The organism is Nocardia sp. NPDC050408 (genome assembly GCF_044458905.1).
Lineage (GTDB): Bacteria > Actinomycetota > Actinomycetes > Mycobacteriales > Mycobacteriaceae > Nocardia.
Window position 1 is genome coordinate 532,086 of record NZ_JBITIL010000003.1, and the last position, 15,984, is coordinate 548,069.

Genomic DNA, 15,984 nt, shown 5'->3' on the forward strand with positions numbered 1-15,984 from the left:
CGGTCGAATTCCGGTGACGCCGAGTGCCATAGCGATGCACAATGGGTTGGTGGTACATGGGGGACCTCAGCTTATTGCGCTGGATGTCGATGGAACGTTGCTGCAGACGGGATCGCCGGTCAGTGAACGGGTGATCGGTGCGGTGCGGGCGGCGGTGGAGGCGGGGGCGCATGTGGTTGTGACGACCGGGCGGACATTGATGACGACGCGGCCTGTGCTGCAGGAGCTCGGGCTGATCGACGGACATGCGTTGTGTTCCAACGGCGCAGTGCACATTGATGTGGCGAAGGGGGAGCCGGTGGCGGTGCAGACCTTCGACCCGGCCCCCGCGGTCGTGGCCTTGCGCGCGCTGTTTCCGGAGATGATCTTCGCGGTGGAGAAGGTCGGCATCGGCACCTGGGCGACGGGGGCGAGTCCGGGTGAATTCTCGATCGGCGAATACGTTCTCGTCGATGACGGCGCATTGAGCAGCGAGCCCACCCCTCGACTCAACGGCTGGTGGCCCGACGGTTCCCTGGAAGAGATGCTGCGCCTGCTCACCCGACTGCGGGTACCGGGTGCCAGCTGGGTGCACGGCGAATTCGGCCCGTGGCTTACCGTTTCCCGTCGCGGCGTCTCCAAGGGGTGGGCATTGGAGCGGCTACGCACCGCACTCTGCATCCCCCGCGCCGCCACCCTCGCCATCGGCGACGGCTACAACGACCGCGAAATGCTGCACTGGGCAGGACATTCCGTAGCAATGGCGAATGCCCCGAACGAGGTCCACACCTGGGCCGACGAAATCGCCGACGATGTCGCCGAAGACGGCGTCGCCAAAATCCTGGAACGCTGGTTCATCCACTGACCTGGACCGTGCTCACCATGCGTTGGTGGCGGCAAACATCGAGAGAGCCCCTCAACCAGAGCATTCTCGAGGCAGGGCGAGCCATGGGCCTGTGGAGAGGCGGTACTCGAGAATGTGCGACCACCAATGCTTCTCGGGGTGGTGAAGAGTTCGGGTGGGATTGCGAGGGCGGGCGGATCAGCGAGCACTGCCGCCACCATTGCCTTCTTCAGAGCAAAGTGAACCTCGGGCGGGGTTGGTAAGCGCGGGCAAAACCTCGAGAGCGCCGGGCTGCCAAGCATTCCGAGGCACGGCATGCTCAGGGTGGCGTCGTGAAGGAGTGGGCAAAGCCTGAGAAAGGCCCGTCACCGCCGTCAGTATCGGGGGCAGGGCATGTCTCGGGTGCTGTCACGGAGGGGCGAACCGCGAGGGTGCCCCGCCACCGAGGATTCTCGGGGCAGGGCATGCTTCGGGGCGTCGCGGAGGGGTGGTTGGGTGGGTAGATCATGCGAGCAACTTCGCCATTCTCAGAGCAAGTGAACCTTGGCAGGCGTCGCGAAAGGGCGAGCAACCAGCGAGAGCGCCGGGCTGCCAAGCATTCTCGGGGCAAGGTATGCCTTGGCGCGAAGGTGGGCAAACCGCGCGAACGCCTGCCATTGCATTCTCGGGCAGCTGGGGCAGGCGCTTTAGGGGCGGCTGAGTATCGCCAGGTAGTGGGGGTTTTGCATGATGCCGAGGATGTTGCCGAAGGGGTCGACCACTGATGCGGTGATGAAATCTCCGTTGCCGCGTGGGGTGATCGGCTCGTACTCCTCGGCTCCGAGGGCGAGTAGGCGGTCGAAGCTTGCCTGCACATCGTCGACATGCCAGTGCAGGATGGATCCGCCAGGTGCGTTCTGCGCACCGGCGGGTGCGAATTTGCGGTTGATGATTCCCAGTTCGTGCTGGTAGTCGCCGATGCGGAATTCGTAGTATCCGCCGGGCACTGCGTAGTACGGGGCGTAGCCGAGCAGGTCGGTGTACCAGTCTTTCGCGGCCTCGAGGTCGTCGGCATAGAACGAAACGGTGGCCATTCCTCGCAACATCTTGGTCTCCTCTGATCGGGGTCTTGTGATCCATAGTTGCGCCTAAAGTGCTCACCGAATGAGCACTTTAAGCGGCAGAATTGTGCTCATGCGAGCAGACCGATTGGTGGCGACCCTGTTGCTGATGCAGACCCGTGGGCGCGTGACGGCTGCCGAGATCGCCGCCGAACTCGAGGTTTCGGTCGCGACCGCGCGCCGGGATCTGGAGGCGCTCTCGGCGGCAGGAGTTCCGGTCTATCCGCAGTCGGGCCGCGGTGGTGGCTGGTCGCTGGTGGGCGGCGCACGCACGGATCTCAGCGGCCTGACCGAACCGGAGGCGCGGGCGCTGTTCCTTTTGGCCGGACCGTCCGCGAGCGCGGTGCCCGAGGTTAAATCGGCGCTGCGCAAACTGGTGCGTGCCCTCCCGCGGACCTTCCGCACCGATGCACAGGCCGCGGCCGACGCGATCGTGATCGATCCCGCGCGCTGGGGTGAGCGCGATCAAGCTCGGCCGAAGCTCGTCGAATTGTTGCAGCGCGCGGTGGTCGAGCGCCGCAAGGTGCAACTGACATATCAGCGGCCGGGGGAGCGTACCCGGCGCGTCGTCGACCCGTGGGGCCTGGTCGACAAGGACGCCACCTGGTATCTCATCGCAGGCACCGACCGTGGTAGGCGCACCTTCCGCGTCGACCGAATCGTCGATGCCGCGATAACAGACGAAATTGCCCACCGCCCAGTTGATTTTGATCTGTCCACGGCGTGGCAGGCGGTCGTCGGCGAGGTCGAACAACGTCGTGCCGCGACATCGGCCATCGCACTCATTGCGCCGCAACTACTTCCGATTCTGCGCAAGCAGCAGGGGCGACATTGTGCGGTGGACGGTCCGGTCGCCGACGGACGCGTTCAGGTCCGTATTACCGCGCCGACCCCGCGCATGATCGCCCAACAATTGGCGGGCTGGGGTGCCGAAATCGAGGTGCTGGCACCGCGATCCGTACAGGCGGAGTTGGCCGTGCTCGGCGCCGAACTCGTCGATCGATACCGTGAGTGACCGCGCGGCGAATCGAATCTCGCAGATCGATTCGTGCACCGCGAGTGATCACGATATGCGCTTCGCGACTAATGAAAACGCTTGTGTCACAGGGATTTACCATTGCAAAGCAGTCCGCTATAAATAGTTTCAGCCGGTTCATCGCGGACGGCCAGTCGATAAATACGACGTCGGGCCAATGCGCGCCGGACGCCATCCCGCAGGTGCTGCCCTGACTTGCATTCACTAGGGGTTCGGCGTTTGCGAGCGCCGATCAGGTATCAGGCTCGGCGGGTGCAAACGCCGAGAAGATGCGCACTCGGCGTACGCAAACGCCGAGGAGGAAGACCGCTGGGCCGCGTCCGAGTAGACGCGGCCCGTCCGGTCCGATCAGTGTGCCGGTTGGGGTAGCAGTCCGTGCAGTGCGCGCACCATCTCAGTGGCCACTACCGCATGCCCGCTCATCGTGAAATGGATGAGATCAGCGCTCATCACATCCGGCCGCAGCCGCAGCGGATGGTCCCATAACTCCACCAGCACGGCGTCGTAACGCGTGGCCAACTCGCGGGTGATGTCGTTGAGCGCCGCCATCCGTTCCCGCATCGGGCGCATCGCGGCCATCCGCTCCACTTCCCACACATCGGCGAGGGTGAAGGTGCTCACCTGCGCTCCGCTGCGGGCCAGCGCGCCGAAGATCGAGTCGAGATTCGCGCGCAGCTCGTCGAGATTGCCGCCGGGAGCGAACAGATCGTTTCCGCCGCAGCTGATGTGCACCAGGTCCGGCGCGAATTCGAGCACCCGCGGCAGTTGGTCGGCGCGCACCTGTGCGGATGTTGCGCCGATCCGGCCGGTATTCAAATAGGCCAGAGCGGGATTGGCCGCCGTCAACACCGTGGCGACGCGATCTGCCCATCCGGTGGTGTCGTACCCGGGACACGGATCGCCGACGCCCTGGGCGATCGAATCCCCGAGTACCGCGTAGCGCTGCCAGGTCGCATCGGCGAGCAGTTCGAGTGCGGCGGTGCGCGACAACAGCATCGGATCGTTGGCTTCGGTCCGAATATCTTCGTGTGTCAAGGTGACTCCTAGCTTTGAGCGGGAACGGCAACACGGACGCGCGCTGGAATCGCGATTACCAATGCGGACGCGATACCGATGCCCGCGCAAACAGCGAACAGCGTGTGGAAGGCGGCCAGCGCATCGTCGGCATTGGCGGCGAATACCGCGGCAAGCACCGCGACACCGAGCGCGCCCCCCACCTGTCTGGCCGTCAGATTCATCCCGATTCCAGCCGCAAAGCGTTGCGGCGGAAGCGAACTCGCGGCCGCGGTGCCGAGCACCGTCACGACGATCCCGACGCCGCCGCCACCGAATAGCCCGGCCGGTACCCACGCGGACCACAGTGCCGGTGTCGGTCCGAAGGCATCGGTGCTCATCCAGACATTGGTGCCGGTGTACATCAGCGCCCCGAGGACACCGAGCCAGCGCCGAGTGCTCGCCGCCGTGACGCGACCGGCGATCGTCGCGGTCACCATCGAGGACACCGCGCCCACCGTCAATGCGGCCGCCGAACCGAGCACCGAATACTGCCAGATCGCATCGAGGAACAGCGGTCCGGCGAGCAGCCAGGCGAACATGGTCGCACCGAACACGAACGAGGCGGCATTGGCCAGCGCATACGGCCTGCTCTGCCACAACTCGACCGCGATGGCCGGATTATGGTGACGCGCGGAGCGAACCAGCGCGGCCAGGATCAGCAGTGCGCCGACGCCGAGCGCGGCGAGTGTGCCGGGTGCGGTCCAACCCCATCGCTGCCCCTCGGTGACTGCGGCGACCACACCGCCGAGTCCCATGGCAATGGCAATTGTGCCGACCGGGTCGGGCAGCGCACTGCCGGGTTGGCGGGTGTCGGGCACCGGAACTCGCAGCCCAGGCACGATCAGCGCGATCGCCACCGGGATATTGATGACGAATACCGCTCGCCAGCCGAATGTCTCGACCAGCGCGCCGCCGATCGCCGGACCGACCACGGCGGCGAAACCGCCTGCGGCCGACCAGGCTCCGATGGCCGCGCCAATCTTTTCCCGCGGCGTAACGGTGAGGACGAGTCCGAGTGCCGATGGCACCATCAGCGCGGCCGTGGCACCTTGCAGCAGGCGTCCGGCAATGAGCCAGCCCGCGGTGGGCGCCAGGCCGCACAGCAGAGATGTCACGGCGAAACCGACCAGTGCGATCAGGAACAGTCTGCGCCGTCCGATGGTGTCGGCGAAGCGGCCCGCAGGGGTGAGCAGTGCCGCGAAGGCGATGGCATATCCGCTGACCACCCAGGTCAGCGTGGTTGTCGCGGTACCGGGAAAGTCGCGGGCGATCGAGGGGAAGGCGATATTGACGACGGACAGATCCAGGAAGGCGATGAACGCTGCGCCACAGGCGATGACGAGCGTGCGCACGGCGGCCTTCGAGGTCGGCGGACTGTCGGTCCGCGCGGACACTTCGGTCATGGGGGAGATCCTTCGGTGAGGCGAAATCTAAACGTACGACCGTTCGTGCAATAAAAGTACGACCGTGCGTTCGTATTTGCAACCCGATAGTGGAAGAATGACGACATGGCAGAGTCGACAACCACCGCGCAGGGCACTGATCAGCGCCTCGCCAAAGGCGCTCGTTCCCGGGCCTCGATTGCCAGACATGCCGCCGACGTCGCCTCCATCGAAGGGTTGACGGGCTTGAGCATCGGTCGTCTCGCGACCGACCTAGGCATCAGCAAAAGCGGTATAGCCACCCTGTTCGGCACCAAAGAAGCACTGCAGGTCGCAGCGGTGAAGGTGGCTCGCGAGGCCTTCGTCGAACGAGTGATCGCGCCGAGCCTCACCGAACCGCGCGGCCTACCGCGCCTGCGCGCCCTCATGGATCGCTGGTTCGACCACATCACCGACCCGACATTCCCGGGCGGGTGCTTCCGGGTGGCCACCATCGCCGAATTCGACAGCAGGCCCGGACCCGTCCGCGACGCCATCGCCGAGGATCACAGCGAATGGCTCGACTTCTTGGCCAAGCAGATTCGGCGCGCTCAGGAACAAGGCGATCTCACCGACCGCGACGCCGATGCCATGGCTTTCGAATTCGACGCGGTGATCAGCGCAGCCAATACCGCCCAACAGATGGGTGATGAGCGCGGTGTCGCCACCGCGCACACCATCGTGAACGCGCTACTGAGCTGAGCTCCCTGCGACATCCACCGATGCGTGCTTACGCACCGGGACTCAGTAGGCGTGATCTGGAGCAGGTGCGGTGAATCGCGGCAAATCGGCGATGAGTTCGGACAGCTGACGGCCGGTTCGCAGCACGGTGCCGTCCGGACGGACCAGAGCACCGCGTCCGCGCCTGAGCCAGCGTCGCAGGTCGGTCCTAGCGATAACGACCACACCGCCGCGCTGTTCGATCTCGCGGCGCTGTGCCGGTGTCGGGTGGATAGCGGTGACGATCGCGAAACGGCCCGCCGCGATATCGTCGAAACGACGGCCGTCGAGCAGTGCGTTCGGGACGAGTTTGCCCGCCAGACCTCGGTAGAAGCGATGCGCCACAACAAGTTCGGATCGGTGTAGCGGCGGCGTCTGGCCATTGGTGACCAGCTCGGCGAAGCCGGGCAACCGGTGCAACCGTGGCGCGATGAGTCGGCGCAGCAGATTTCCGAATTCGCCGCCGTCGGTCATGGCACGTCCGATGAACTTGGCGAGCCGAATCATGGCGTGCGCGTGCGGCTTTCGCTCGATCTCGTAGGTATCGAGCACGCTCGCGGGCAGGTCTTCGCTGAGAACGCCCGCGAGCTTCCAGGCGAGGTTGGTCGCATCGCGTAGCCCAGCGCCCATGCCCTGGCCGATGAACGGTGGGGTCAGGTGGGCCGCGTCGCCGAGCAGGAAGATCCGGCCGCAACGCCAGCGGTCGGCGAGCTGGGCGCGGAAGGTGTATTCTGCGACTCGCACGAGCCGCAGTTCCTCGGCCGGGGTGTTCCCGATCCACGGCGCGATCAGTGGCTGCAGGCTCGTCAAATCGCGGTAATCTGTGGCGGTTTCACCGGGACCGAGCCGGAATTCCCAGCGGTAGCGCGTGGTTCCGATTCGCATATAGGTCGCGGCGCGAACAGGATCGCAAACCTGGTGTACGCCTTCCCATTCTCCGAAGTCGGCAGTGGTGTCGACATCGATGACGAGCCAGCGCTGCGCGAAGTTCAGGTCGCGCAGCGTGGCTCCGATGGCGGAGCGGACCACGCTGTTGGCGCCGTCGCAGCCGAGCACATATCCGGCCAGGACCGACTCGACGGCACCAATGACGCGATCGGTGAAATCAACACGCACGCAATCATTTTCCTGCGTCACGGTGACGACCTCGGCATTGCCGCGGAGGGTGATGCCGGGATACCGTCGCACATTCGCGCGCAGGATTGCTTCGAGCTCCGGTTGGTCGAATAGGTTCGCCTCCGGGTACCCATTGGCGCCGCCCGCCCGATCGCGATCGAATTGAGCGAGTACCCGCATATCGGGATCGATCAACCGCAGGCCGAGCGCGGGGCGCGAGATCGCGTCGAAGTCGTCGCCGACGCCGAGACGTGCCAGGATCCGGCGGATTTCGCCGTCGAGATGGACCGCCCGTGGCTGCGGGTATATGTCGTTCCACCGTTCCAGCACCAGGGTTTCGATACCGTATTCGGCCAGTAGTGTCGCCACGGTGAGCCCCGTGGGGCCCGCGCCGACGACGACCACCGGAACCGCGTTCATCGGCTCGCTCCACTCACGAGATTCATTGCCGGACCACGACTTTCCAGCCGATGGCGTATCGGCCGAGGACCTCGGCCGCGGCATCTTCGGCGGTGGGGTCCACTTCGACGGTCGCGACGATCGCCCCGTCTTCTACTGCCGCCGTGACGGACCGCACGCCGGCGACCTGCTCGAGTGCGTCCTGCAGTTCCCGTCGAGTAGCATCCGCGCGCAGCCCGAGCTTGTACGGCTTACCGACATCGGTAACGGGCAAAGCGTCCAGGATCACAACGGATTTCGGCACCGCCGCCGGTTCGGGCACCCGCTCGCCCGCCCACGCGAGCAGTTCGGATTCGGTGATATCGGCACCGGCTCCGAGCGTGACATAGGCGATAGGTACTTCACCGGCGTGGACATCGGGACGTCCGACCGCACCGGCCGCGGTCACCTGCGGATGTGCCAGCAGGGCGTCCTCGATCAGCGCCGGGTCGATATTGTGCCCGCCACGGATGATGAGATCCTTGGCGCGGCCGTGCAGGTGGATGAAACCGTCCGCATCGATGTGCGCGAGGTCGCCGGTATCGAGCCAGCCGTCGACCGTGGTGCCGAGCCCGTCGAGAATGTGGCCGCGCTCATCGCGGCCGGTCACGTAGCCGGCGAAAACTGTTGGGCCACTGATCTCCAGTACTCCGATCGCGCCGGCGGACAGCGGCTCCCGGTCGCCCGCGCGCACCACACGCACACCTGCTGGTAGGGCATCCGCTGCCCGACCGCACCCGGTCGCGGAACGTCCGGATAACTGCGCGCGCTCGCGCAGGTCGCCTCGGTGAGTCCGTAGCCTTCGACCAGGGTGACACCGGTGTGTGTCTGGAAGTTCGCCCGCGTCGCGGGCGGCAGCGGTGACGCGCCGACCATCGCATAGCGCAGACTGCTGATCTCGGCGTCGACCGGGCATTGCGCCAGCACGGCATATACGGTCGGGACCGCGCTCATCGCGGCCACACTATAGTGCGCCACGATCTTCCAGAATTCGCCGTACAGCGCGAGATCGCGGTAGCCGAGCGGTCCGGCCCACACCACCGGCTGCCCCTTGAACAGCGGCGCGAGCAGCGTCACCACCAGGGCATTGACATGGAACAGCGGGAGTGCGGCGAAGATCGTCGCATCCGCGTCGAGCAGGGAGTTGGCGGCGATCATCCACGCATTGGCGATCTCACCGGAGTGGGTGTGGGCGGCCAGTTTCGGTACACCAGTGGTGCCGCCGGTGTGGAACAGCGCGGCTAGATCGTCGGAGGCCGGGAGCTGTCCGGCGAATGTGTCCGAATCTTCCTCGGCGGCGAGCTCATCCAGATAGCCGAGGTGTACACCGTCGATCACCGGCAGCGGGTGCGGCTCGGCGGCGCCGGTGGGGCGCAGTACGAATACGGCGTCGAGCAGTGCGTCATTCGCCAGCGCGAGCGCGGATTCCCATGTCTCGGTGGCGAGTTCGGGCCCGGACGCGATCAGCACTCTGGCACCGGAGCGGCGCAGCAGCTCCACGATGTGCCGACCGGACATCGCGCCATTGATGGGTGCGGCGATACCGGCCAGCTGCGCGGCGAGCGTCGCGGGAATCAACTCCGCGCAGTTGGGCGACATCAATGCGACCGCATCGTCGCGTCGGATACCCAACCGGTACAGCAGATTCGCATAGCGGTGCACCTCGGCAAGGAGTTCGGAGTAACTGCGCCGCACGGGTTCTCGCCACCGAGCCGCCTCCGGCAGTACGGTGAGCGCGTTTCGATCGGACCAGAGTTCGGTGGCCCGGACCAGCAGTGCGTAGGTCGATTCCGGCAGGCCGCGTTCGGCCAGTGGCACGGATTCGATCTCGGCCAGGTCGCCGGGGCCGCAGTAGCGCGGCCACAGCAGATCCGTTGTCGTCATGTTCACCGTGCGTACCGCACAACCGTGCGCTGGCGACCCAGGTCGATCGCGCCGTCATCGGTGGCCACGGTGGCCTCGATGACATCGCCGTCGCGCAGATACTTAGGGTTCTTGGCCTGACCCTTGAAGAACAGCTTCCACTTCGTCGCCGCCGGGAGCAGGGAGGCGATGATCTCGACCGGCTTCGGTGGGGCACTGATCGCGGTGCCGATAGGGGTGCCGGTTAGCAGCAGATCGCCCGCATCGAGTCGCTGGAATCGGGTCAGCGCCTGCAGTGTCTCGACGGGGGAGTAGATCATATCGGCGACCGTCATGTCCTGGCGCACTTCACCATTGACCCACAGCCGCAACCGCAGATCGGTGAATCGCTTCAGCTCGTCGGCATCGAGCAGCACCAGCGCCGGACCGACCGGTGTAAAGGTCGGATACGACTTCGCCTCGTAGAACTGGGTTTTCGGCAATTGCACATCGCGTGCCGAAACATCATTGGTCACAACGAGACCGGCGACGTAATCGCCGATATTTTCGGCGGTGATGGCGGTCCCGACCGGCATCACCTTACCGAAGACCAGTCCGATCTCCACCTCGTAATCCAGCAGCCGCACATGCGCGGGCCGGATGACATCGTCGAGCGGGCCGCTGATCGAACCCGAGGATTTGCGGAAGAACGTCAACGGTACGGTCTCCGGGTCTGCGCCCGAATCCCGCACGTGGGACGCGAAATTCGTCATCTGTGCGACCACCCGGCACGGTGCGGTCACCGGTGACACCAGCGCGAGGCTCTCGACAGGGACGATCTCGGTACTCGATGCACTCGCCGCCAGCGCCTGCCGGTCGGCGAGCAACTGACCGGTGGTGGTCGCCGCGGTATCCACCCGCGCGGCCCCAGCCGGCGTCGATACCCACCAGGCGTCGGCGGTTCGGAGAACGGAAATGGTCATGAGTTGGCAACTTTCAGTAGACCGCGTAGGCGGTGCAGATCGAATTCGTTGTCGGCACGCAGCGCGTCGAATACGCCGCGCAATTCGCGGACCGATTCCCGGCCGGGTTTGAGGCCGAGGAAGTCCTTGGTGGCGGGCGGTCCCCATTGGGCCAGCCCGGATGCGGTCATCGGCGCCCAGCCGGGCTCCAGCGTGGAGTCGAACATGTCGCCATCGCTGAAGTGCTCGACCAGGAACCCGTCCGGGTCGCGCCAGTAATCGAATATCTGGCTGCCCTGGATATGCCTGCCGATACCCCACGACCGGTGGTACCCGTGGTCGAGCAGGTATTCCCCGCCCGCCGCCAGGGCATCTAGGTCGGCGACCTGATAGGCGGAGTGCACATACCGGTTGACCGGGCCGAGCACCAGCGCGAGCGTGTGATGGTCGGCGGGGGTGCGGCCGCGGTCACAACGGATGAAGCTCATGATCGGGCCGCGGTCACGTTGTTTCGGGTAGTAGAGGAAATCGCTGACGATCAGGCCCAGGTGTTTCAGGTACCAGTCGAGCGTCTCCCGGTAGCGGGTCGTCTGCACCACCACATGCCCGAGCCGCTGCACCTTCGCGGGTTCGCGCGTCGGGCGTTGGGTCTGGTTGGCGCGCGGCGTTTCGTGGCCGAAATTGAAGGTGTGTGGCTGCTGGGCGGGCAGGGCGGCGAGCACATGGGTATCGGCGACCACCCGCACCCGCAATCCGCTCGGGTCCGGCAGGTCCACGGCGACGCCACCGATGCTCTCCGGCAGCGGTACCGGCTCGGGTCCGTTGGCCTGGGCGAGCCGGAACAGGTCCGTCGAACCTGCCGCTTGGAATGCGGGACCGATGAACCTCGACCGGCTGCCCCGGCGGATGACCACACACGGCGCACCCGGGTCGGTGCCACGCAACTGCAGTTCGTCCGCGGTGCGCAGCACGGTTGTGAAACCGAACGCGCAAGCGAAGATTTCGGCGGCAGCCAGGTCGGGCTTCTCGAACTCCAGCCACGCCAGGTCGTGCACCTTGATGATCGGATTCCTGGCCCGCCCCGGATGCTCGCCCGGTGCGGCGCCGAACTCGCTGTGCAGACCCGTATGCGGGTCATGCTGGTCGATCATCGCCCTCTCCCTTCGCTAACTGAATATATCGTCACTTACGAGTGCATATTCAGTCAAGAGGTGCTGAGGAATTCGTCATTACTGACTCGACGAGCTAGGATGACGGGATGGACCAGGGAGAGGCGATGGGCGAGCAAACCGGTACCGAACTCAATCGCTTGGAGCGGCGCAAGGCACGCACCCGGGCAGCGCTGGTCGGTGCGGCTCAGTCCTTCCTCGCCGCCGGGAAACCGAATGTGCCGATCCTGGAGATCACCCAGGCGGCTGATGTCGGGATGGGGTCGTTCTACAACCACTTCGAAAGTCGCGAGGATTTGTTCCGCGCCGCGATCGAGGAGGCGCTCGATCGACACGGCTCAACCCTCGACATGCTGACCGAGGGGATGGACGATCCCGCGCATATCTTCGCGCAGAGTTTTCGGTTGACCGGGCGCCTGCACCGCAGAAGTCCCACGTTGAGCAAGGTGCTGCTCAATCACGGTCTGGCTCTGGTCAGTTCCACGAAGGGCCTCGCGCCCCGCGCGCGCCGCGATATCGAGGCCGCGGTTCGCGCGGGACGGTTCCAGGTTCGCGATGTGGAATTGGCCATGACCATCGTCGCAGGTGCCTCGCTATGCCTGGGTCAGCTCCTGCACGACAAACCGGAACGCGACGATGCCGCGGCCGCGGACGAGGTCACCGAGGATCTGCTGCGCATGTTCGGCATTCCCGCAGACGAGGCGCGCGAGATCTGTCAGCGGCCCCTGCCGCCGATCGACGCACTGCCGGACACTGCGGCCTGAATCTCCGAAGCCGCTCAGGCTTCGGTCGCCGCACGCTGCAGTTGCTCGGTGGCCTCGGCCTTGATCCGCTCGAACTGCTCGCCCATCCGCGCGGCCAACGCCTGCGCGGCCGACAGTGGACGCACCATCACCATGAAGTCATCGATCTTGCCGTGTTCGTCGAAATGCAGGAAGTCGCAGCCGGTGAGCTGCTTGCCGTCGACGGTGGCCTCGAAGACGAAGGCATGGTCGCGGCCGTTCGCGTCGGCGATCTCGCGCACGTAGCGGAAGTCCTCGAAGACGCGGATGACGGCGCGCAGAATGGCCGCGGTGATCGCCTTGCCCGGATACGGCTTGAACGCGACCGGACTGGTGAAGACCACGTCATCGGCCAGCAGTGCCTCGATAGCGGTCTCGTCGCGGGCCTCCACGGCTGCGCGGAAGGGATGCATAACTCCACCTGTCATAGTCAATTATTTGCTTATCAAGTTCGAACAGTATCGGCGTACGCGAATCGCTGTCCAGTGTTGATTAGACAATAATTTGAATAATCATCGAAAGTGGTAACGTGAGCGGATGGCGTTACGTGACGCGGTGCTGGCCGCTCTGCTGGAAGGGGAGGCGTCCGGCTATGACCTGGCCAAGGGCTTCGACGCCTCGGTGGCCAACTTCTGGATGGCGACGCCCCAGCAGCTGTACAAGGAACTCGAGCGGATGGCCGCCGACGGCCTGATCGAGACTCGGGTGGTGCAGCAGGAGCGTCGCCCGAACAAGCGTCTGCATGCCATTACCGCGGCCGGGCGCGCCGCGTTGCATACCTTCATCGCCGAGCCCGCCAAGCCGACCGCCGTTCGCGACGAATTGATGGTCAAGGTGCAGGGCATGGACACCGACAACGCGCCGACCGTGCGCGCTGCGGTGGCCGAAAAGCTGGCATGGTCGAAGGCGAAATTGGCCCGCTACGATCGCCTACGCGCCCGCTTACTCGACGGACGCAGCGAGCAGGCGTACCTGGCCGAGGCCGAGCGCATCGGCCCCTACCTGACGTTATTGCGCGGAATCTCCTTCGAGCAGGAGAACATTCGCTGGGGAGAGTTTGCGCTTGCCGCCATCGACCGGCGCATTGCTGCGGGACCCGCGACGGCCGATCTGGACGCGATCGCCCCGCGGTGAGGTAGATATTCGGTGCAGTGGTCCTGCGCGGCGAGCAGGGCGCGTTCCGCCGGGGCCCGGCGTGCGGTGTGCCGGAATTCGCGGGTGCGCAGTCCCGTGCGGGTATGTCGAATTCAGCGATCGCTGGCCGGAGCGGCGGGTTAGCGTGCGGCGCTGAGTCGTACGAGAAGTGATTGTCCGAACGGAACTGCTCCGAGACCGTTCGAAGATCAGGCGGACAGGCTCAATGTAGCGCTGAGCGCGGTGTCGTAACGGTCCCAAACAATTTCGGTAAACGCCGTATCCGGCCCGATGACCTGCGCATGCACCACATCGGGCGCAGCGGCCACCAGGCGATCGGTGAGCAGCCCCGGCGCGAGGAACCACGGCGCCACCAGCACCTCTTCGGCACCCCTTGCGCGCAAACGCGAAATCGCTTGGGTGACAGAGGGTTCGGTGGTCGCGAAGCAGATCTCGGTAAGCCAGCCGGTCATTCTCGCGAGCTGTCGCGCAACCTCGCTGGTCCGTGCATTCGCCGCCGCCGATGCCGCCCCAACCGCCGCTACGACGACTCCGAGCGGCCGCCTGTCACCCGCCGGTTCCAGCGCAGCCGAAGTGCGGTCGCGGAGGGTGGTGATGAGCCGCGGGTCCGGTCCGAGAACATCGGCTTGGGTGAGCACGAGCTGTGGGTGGTCGGTGCGGGCAGCGGCGAGCAATCCGGGGAGATCGACTCGCGCGTGATAAGCGCTGCCCAGCAGCAGCGGTGCCACAACGGCATGCGTATGTCCTTGCACAGCAACGGCCTTCACGACCTGGTCGACCGATGGCGCATTCAGATCGAGGAATGCGAGCCGCACATCGATATCCGGCCGGGCGGCGGCGATATCGGCGACGACCGCCGACATGGTCGCGGGCGAGCGCGGATCCCGACTGCCGTGCGCCACCGCGATGAGCGCCGGTCTTGGGTGTGCATATCCGCTGATCGGGCTAACACGAACAGGCCCGAACATCGGTCTATTCGGTCCGCGCCGGTGACCCGATAGGCGCTCCAGCTCCGCCCACATGGACCCGCCCGGCAGCCACGCCACCGAGCCGATACCGCCGGGCGAATTCACCTCAGACTCCGACCTCGACCGCGGTCAGCACGTCACCGACCAGACCGGCCGCGAGGGTATTGCCGCCCGCCGGATCGATGAGCAGGAAGCTGCCGGTATGCCGGTTGACGCGGTAGTCGTCGGCCGCGATCGGCTCGGCGACGCGCACGGAGATGCGGCCGATATCGTTGAGCGTCAACGACTCCGGGCTCGCCTGCGCGGTCAGATTCTGCTCGTCGAACCGCTCGACGAGCGCGCCGACGATCGCCTGCGTGGTGCGGGTGCCGTGCTTGAGCAGCAGTCGCGCGCCGGGACGCAGCGGCTTATCGCCGAGCCAGCAGACGGTCGCGTCGAAGGAGTCGATCGGCTCCGGCGCATCGGCGGGAGAGGCGATGATGTCACCGCGCGAGATGTCCACATCGTCGGCCAGGATCAGCGTGACGCTGCGGCCGACCTGTGCGACGGCAAGCTCACCATCGGGGGTATCGACCCGCTCGACCGTGGAGCGAATGCCCGAGGGCAGCACCACGATTTCGTCGCCCGGCGAAACCGAGCCCGCCGCGATCTGGCCCGCGTAGCCGCGGTAGTCCGGGTATTCGGCGGTGCGCGGACGAATCACGTACTGCACCGGGAAGCGCAGGCCGAGCGCATGCTCACCCGAACTGTCGGCATCCACCGGCACCGATTCGAGGTGCTCGATCAGCGAAGGCCCGTCGTAGTAAGCGGTGTTCGCCGAGCGCGAGGCGATATTGTCACCATGCAGCGCGGAGACCGGAATCTCCAGCACATCCTCGCTGGCCCAGCCGAGTGTGCTGGTGAGGGTATTGAATTCGGCCGAGATCGCGGCGAATACGGTCGCCGGATCATCGACCAGGTCGATCTTGTTCACCGCGAGCACCAGCTTGGGCACGCCGAGCAGTGCGAGTACCGCGGCATGCCGACGGGTCTGCTCGATGACGCCCTTGCGCGCGTCGACGAGCAGGATCACCAGCTGCGCGGTGGACGCGCCGGAGACGGTATTGCGGGTGTACTGCACATGCCCGGGCGTATCCGCGAGCACGAAAGACCGCTTGGGCGTTGCGAAGTAGCGGTAGGCGACATCGATGGTGATGCCTTGCTCGCGTTCCGCGCGCAGCCCGTCCACGAGCAGCGAAAGATCCGGCGTGGCAAGACCTTTGTCCACCGACGCGCGGGTGACGGCGTCGATCTGGTCGGCCAGTACGGATTTCGTATCGTAGAGCAGCCGTCCGACCAGGGTGGACTTACCGTCGTCGACAGAACCGGCGGTGGCCAGCCTCAGTAGGTCGGACAT

Annotated in this window: 14 protein-coding genes and 1 pseudogene; 5 read left to right on the top strand and 10 right to left on the bottom strand. The window is 65.7% G+C overall.

Annotated elements, in window-relative coordinates:
- Window positions 1-34 precede the first annotated feature (34 nt).
- Window positions 35-844 carry an HAD family hydrolase gene (locus ACIBJI_RS12190; protein WP_396955993.1) on the top strand — a complete coding sequence of 270 codons (810 nt, stop codon included), beginning with the start codon at window positions 35-37 and terminating at the stop codon, window positions 842-844.
- Between the two features lie 665 nt (window positions 845-1,509).
- Here ACIBJI_RS12190 and ACIBJI_RS12195 read toward each other — a convergent pair.
- Entirely contained in the window at window positions 1,510-1,908 is a 399-nt protein-coding gene (locus ACIBJI_RS12195) for a VOC family protein (protein ID WP_364339217.1), read from the bottom strand.
- 88 nt (window positions 1,909-1,996) lie between these two features.
- Between ACIBJI_RS12195 and ACIBJI_RS12200 the strand changes: the two genes are divergently transcribed.
- Window positions 1,997-2,938: a YafY family protein gene (locus ACIBJI_RS12200; RefSeq protein ID WP_364339219.1), complete on the top strand. Its 942-nt coding sequence runs from the start codon at window positions 1,997-1,999 to the stop codon at window positions 2,936-2,938.
- Between the two features lie 369 nt (window positions 2,939-3,307).
- Here ACIBJI_RS12200 and ACIBJI_RS12205 read toward each other — a convergent pair whose 3' ends face one another.
- Window positions 3,308-3,994, bottom strand: coding sequence for an SGNH/GDSL hydrolase family protein (locus tag ACIBJI_RS12205; RefSeq protein WP_364339221.1), 687 nt, complete (start codon window positions 3,992-3,994; stop codon window positions 3,308-3,310).
- A gap of 8 nt (window positions 3,995-4,002) precedes the next feature.
- Window positions 4,003-5,418, bottom strand: coding sequence for an MFS transporter (locus ACIBJI_RS12210; RefSeq protein ID WP_397084030.1), 1,416 nt, complete (start codon window positions 5,416-5,418; stop codon window positions 4,003-4,005).
- 105 nt (window positions 5,419-5,523) lie between these two features.
- On the opposite strand from ACIBJI_RS12210, the gene ACIBJI_RS12215 reads away from it, so the two are divergent.
- Window positions 5,524-6,138 (top strand): TetR/AcrR family transcriptional regulator, encoded by a 615-nt coding sequence (locus tag ACIBJI_RS12215; protein WP_397084033.1) that lies wholly within the window; start codon window positions 5,524-5,526, stop codon window positions 6,136-6,138.
- Window positions 6,139-6,180: 42 nt separating this feature from the next.
- Here the strand turns inward: ACIBJI_RS12215 and ACIBJI_RS12220 are convergent, their stop codons facing one another.
- The 4 genes and pseudogenes from ACIBJI_RS12220 to ACIBJI_RS12235 all read right to left on the bottom strand — a co-directional run bounded on the left by ACIBJI_RS12220 (window position 6,181) and on the right by ACIBJI_RS12235 (window position 11,665).
- Window positions 6,181-7,692 carry a bifunctional 3-(3-hydroxy-phenyl)propionate/3-hydroxycinnamic acid hydroxylase gene (locus tag ACIBJI_RS12220; protein ID WP_364339228.1) on the bottom strand — a complete coding sequence of 504 codons (1,512 nt, stop codon included), beginning with the start codon at window positions 7,690-7,692 and terminating at the stop codon, window positions 6,181-6,183.
- A 22-nt stretch (window positions 7,693-7,714) separates the two neighbouring features.
- A pseudogene (locus tag ACIBJI_RS12225) lies at window positions 7,715-9,594 on the bottom strand (acyl-CoA synthetase).
- Window positions 9,595-9,596: 2 nt separating this feature from the next.
- Window positions 9,597-10,535 (bottom strand): fumarylacetoacetate hydrolase family protein, encoded by a 939-nt coding sequence (locus ACIBJI_RS12230; protein WP_364339230.1) that lies wholly within the window; start codon window positions 10,533-10,535, stop codon window positions 9,597-9,599.
- On the bottom strand, window positions 10,532-11,665 hold the full coding sequence (locus tag ACIBJI_RS12235; protein WP_364339232.1) for a VOC family protein: 1,134 nt from the start codon (window positions 11,663-11,665) through the stop codon (window positions 10,532-10,534). The genes ACIBJI_RS12230 and ACIBJI_RS12235 overlap by 4 nt, the downstream gene beginning before the upstream one ends.
- 107 nt (window positions 11,666-11,772) lie before the next feature.
- Between ACIBJI_RS12235 and ACIBJI_RS12240 the strand changes: the two genes are divergently transcribed.
- The gene (locus ACIBJI_RS12240) at window positions 11,773-12,447 is read left to right on the top strand and encodes a TetR/AcrR family transcriptional regulator (protein ID WP_364339234.1); all 675 of its coding nucleotides are present in this window, start codon (window positions 11,773-11,775) and stop codon (window positions 12,445-12,447) included.
- Window positions 12,448-12,461: 14 nt separating this feature from the next.
- Here the strand turns inward: ACIBJI_RS12240 and ACIBJI_RS12245 are convergent, their stop codons facing one another.
- Window positions 12,462-12,878 (bottom strand): nuclear transport factor 2 family protein, encoded by a 417-nt coding sequence (locus ACIBJI_RS12245; protein ID WP_364339236.1) that lies wholly within the window; start codon window positions 12,876-12,878, stop codon window positions 12,462-12,464.
- Between the two features lie 124 nt (window positions 12,879-13,002).
- On the opposite strand from ACIBJI_RS12245, the gene ACIBJI_RS12250 reads away from it, so the two are divergent.
- Window positions 13,003-13,599, top strand: a complete 597-nt coding sequence (locus tag ACIBJI_RS12250) for a PadR family transcriptional regulator (protein WP_364339239.1) — start codon at window positions 13,003-13,005, stop codon at window positions 13,597-13,599.
- Between the two features lie 209 nt (window positions 13,600-13,808).
- On the opposite strand, the gene ACIBJI_RS12255 is transcribed toward ACIBJI_RS12250, so the two are convergent.
- The gene (locus ACIBJI_RS12255; RefSeq protein ID WP_397084248.1) at window positions 13,809-14,588 is read right to left on the bottom strand and encodes a sirohydrochlorin chelatase; all 780 of its coding nucleotides are present in this window, start codon (window positions 14,586-14,588) and stop codon (window positions 13,809-13,811) included.
- 106 nt (window positions 14,589-14,694) lie between these two features.
- A complete protein-coding gene (locus tag ACIBJI_RS12260; protein WP_364339241.1) occupies window positions 14,695-15,984 on the bottom strand; it encodes a GTP-binding protein in 1,290 nt (429 codons plus the stop codon).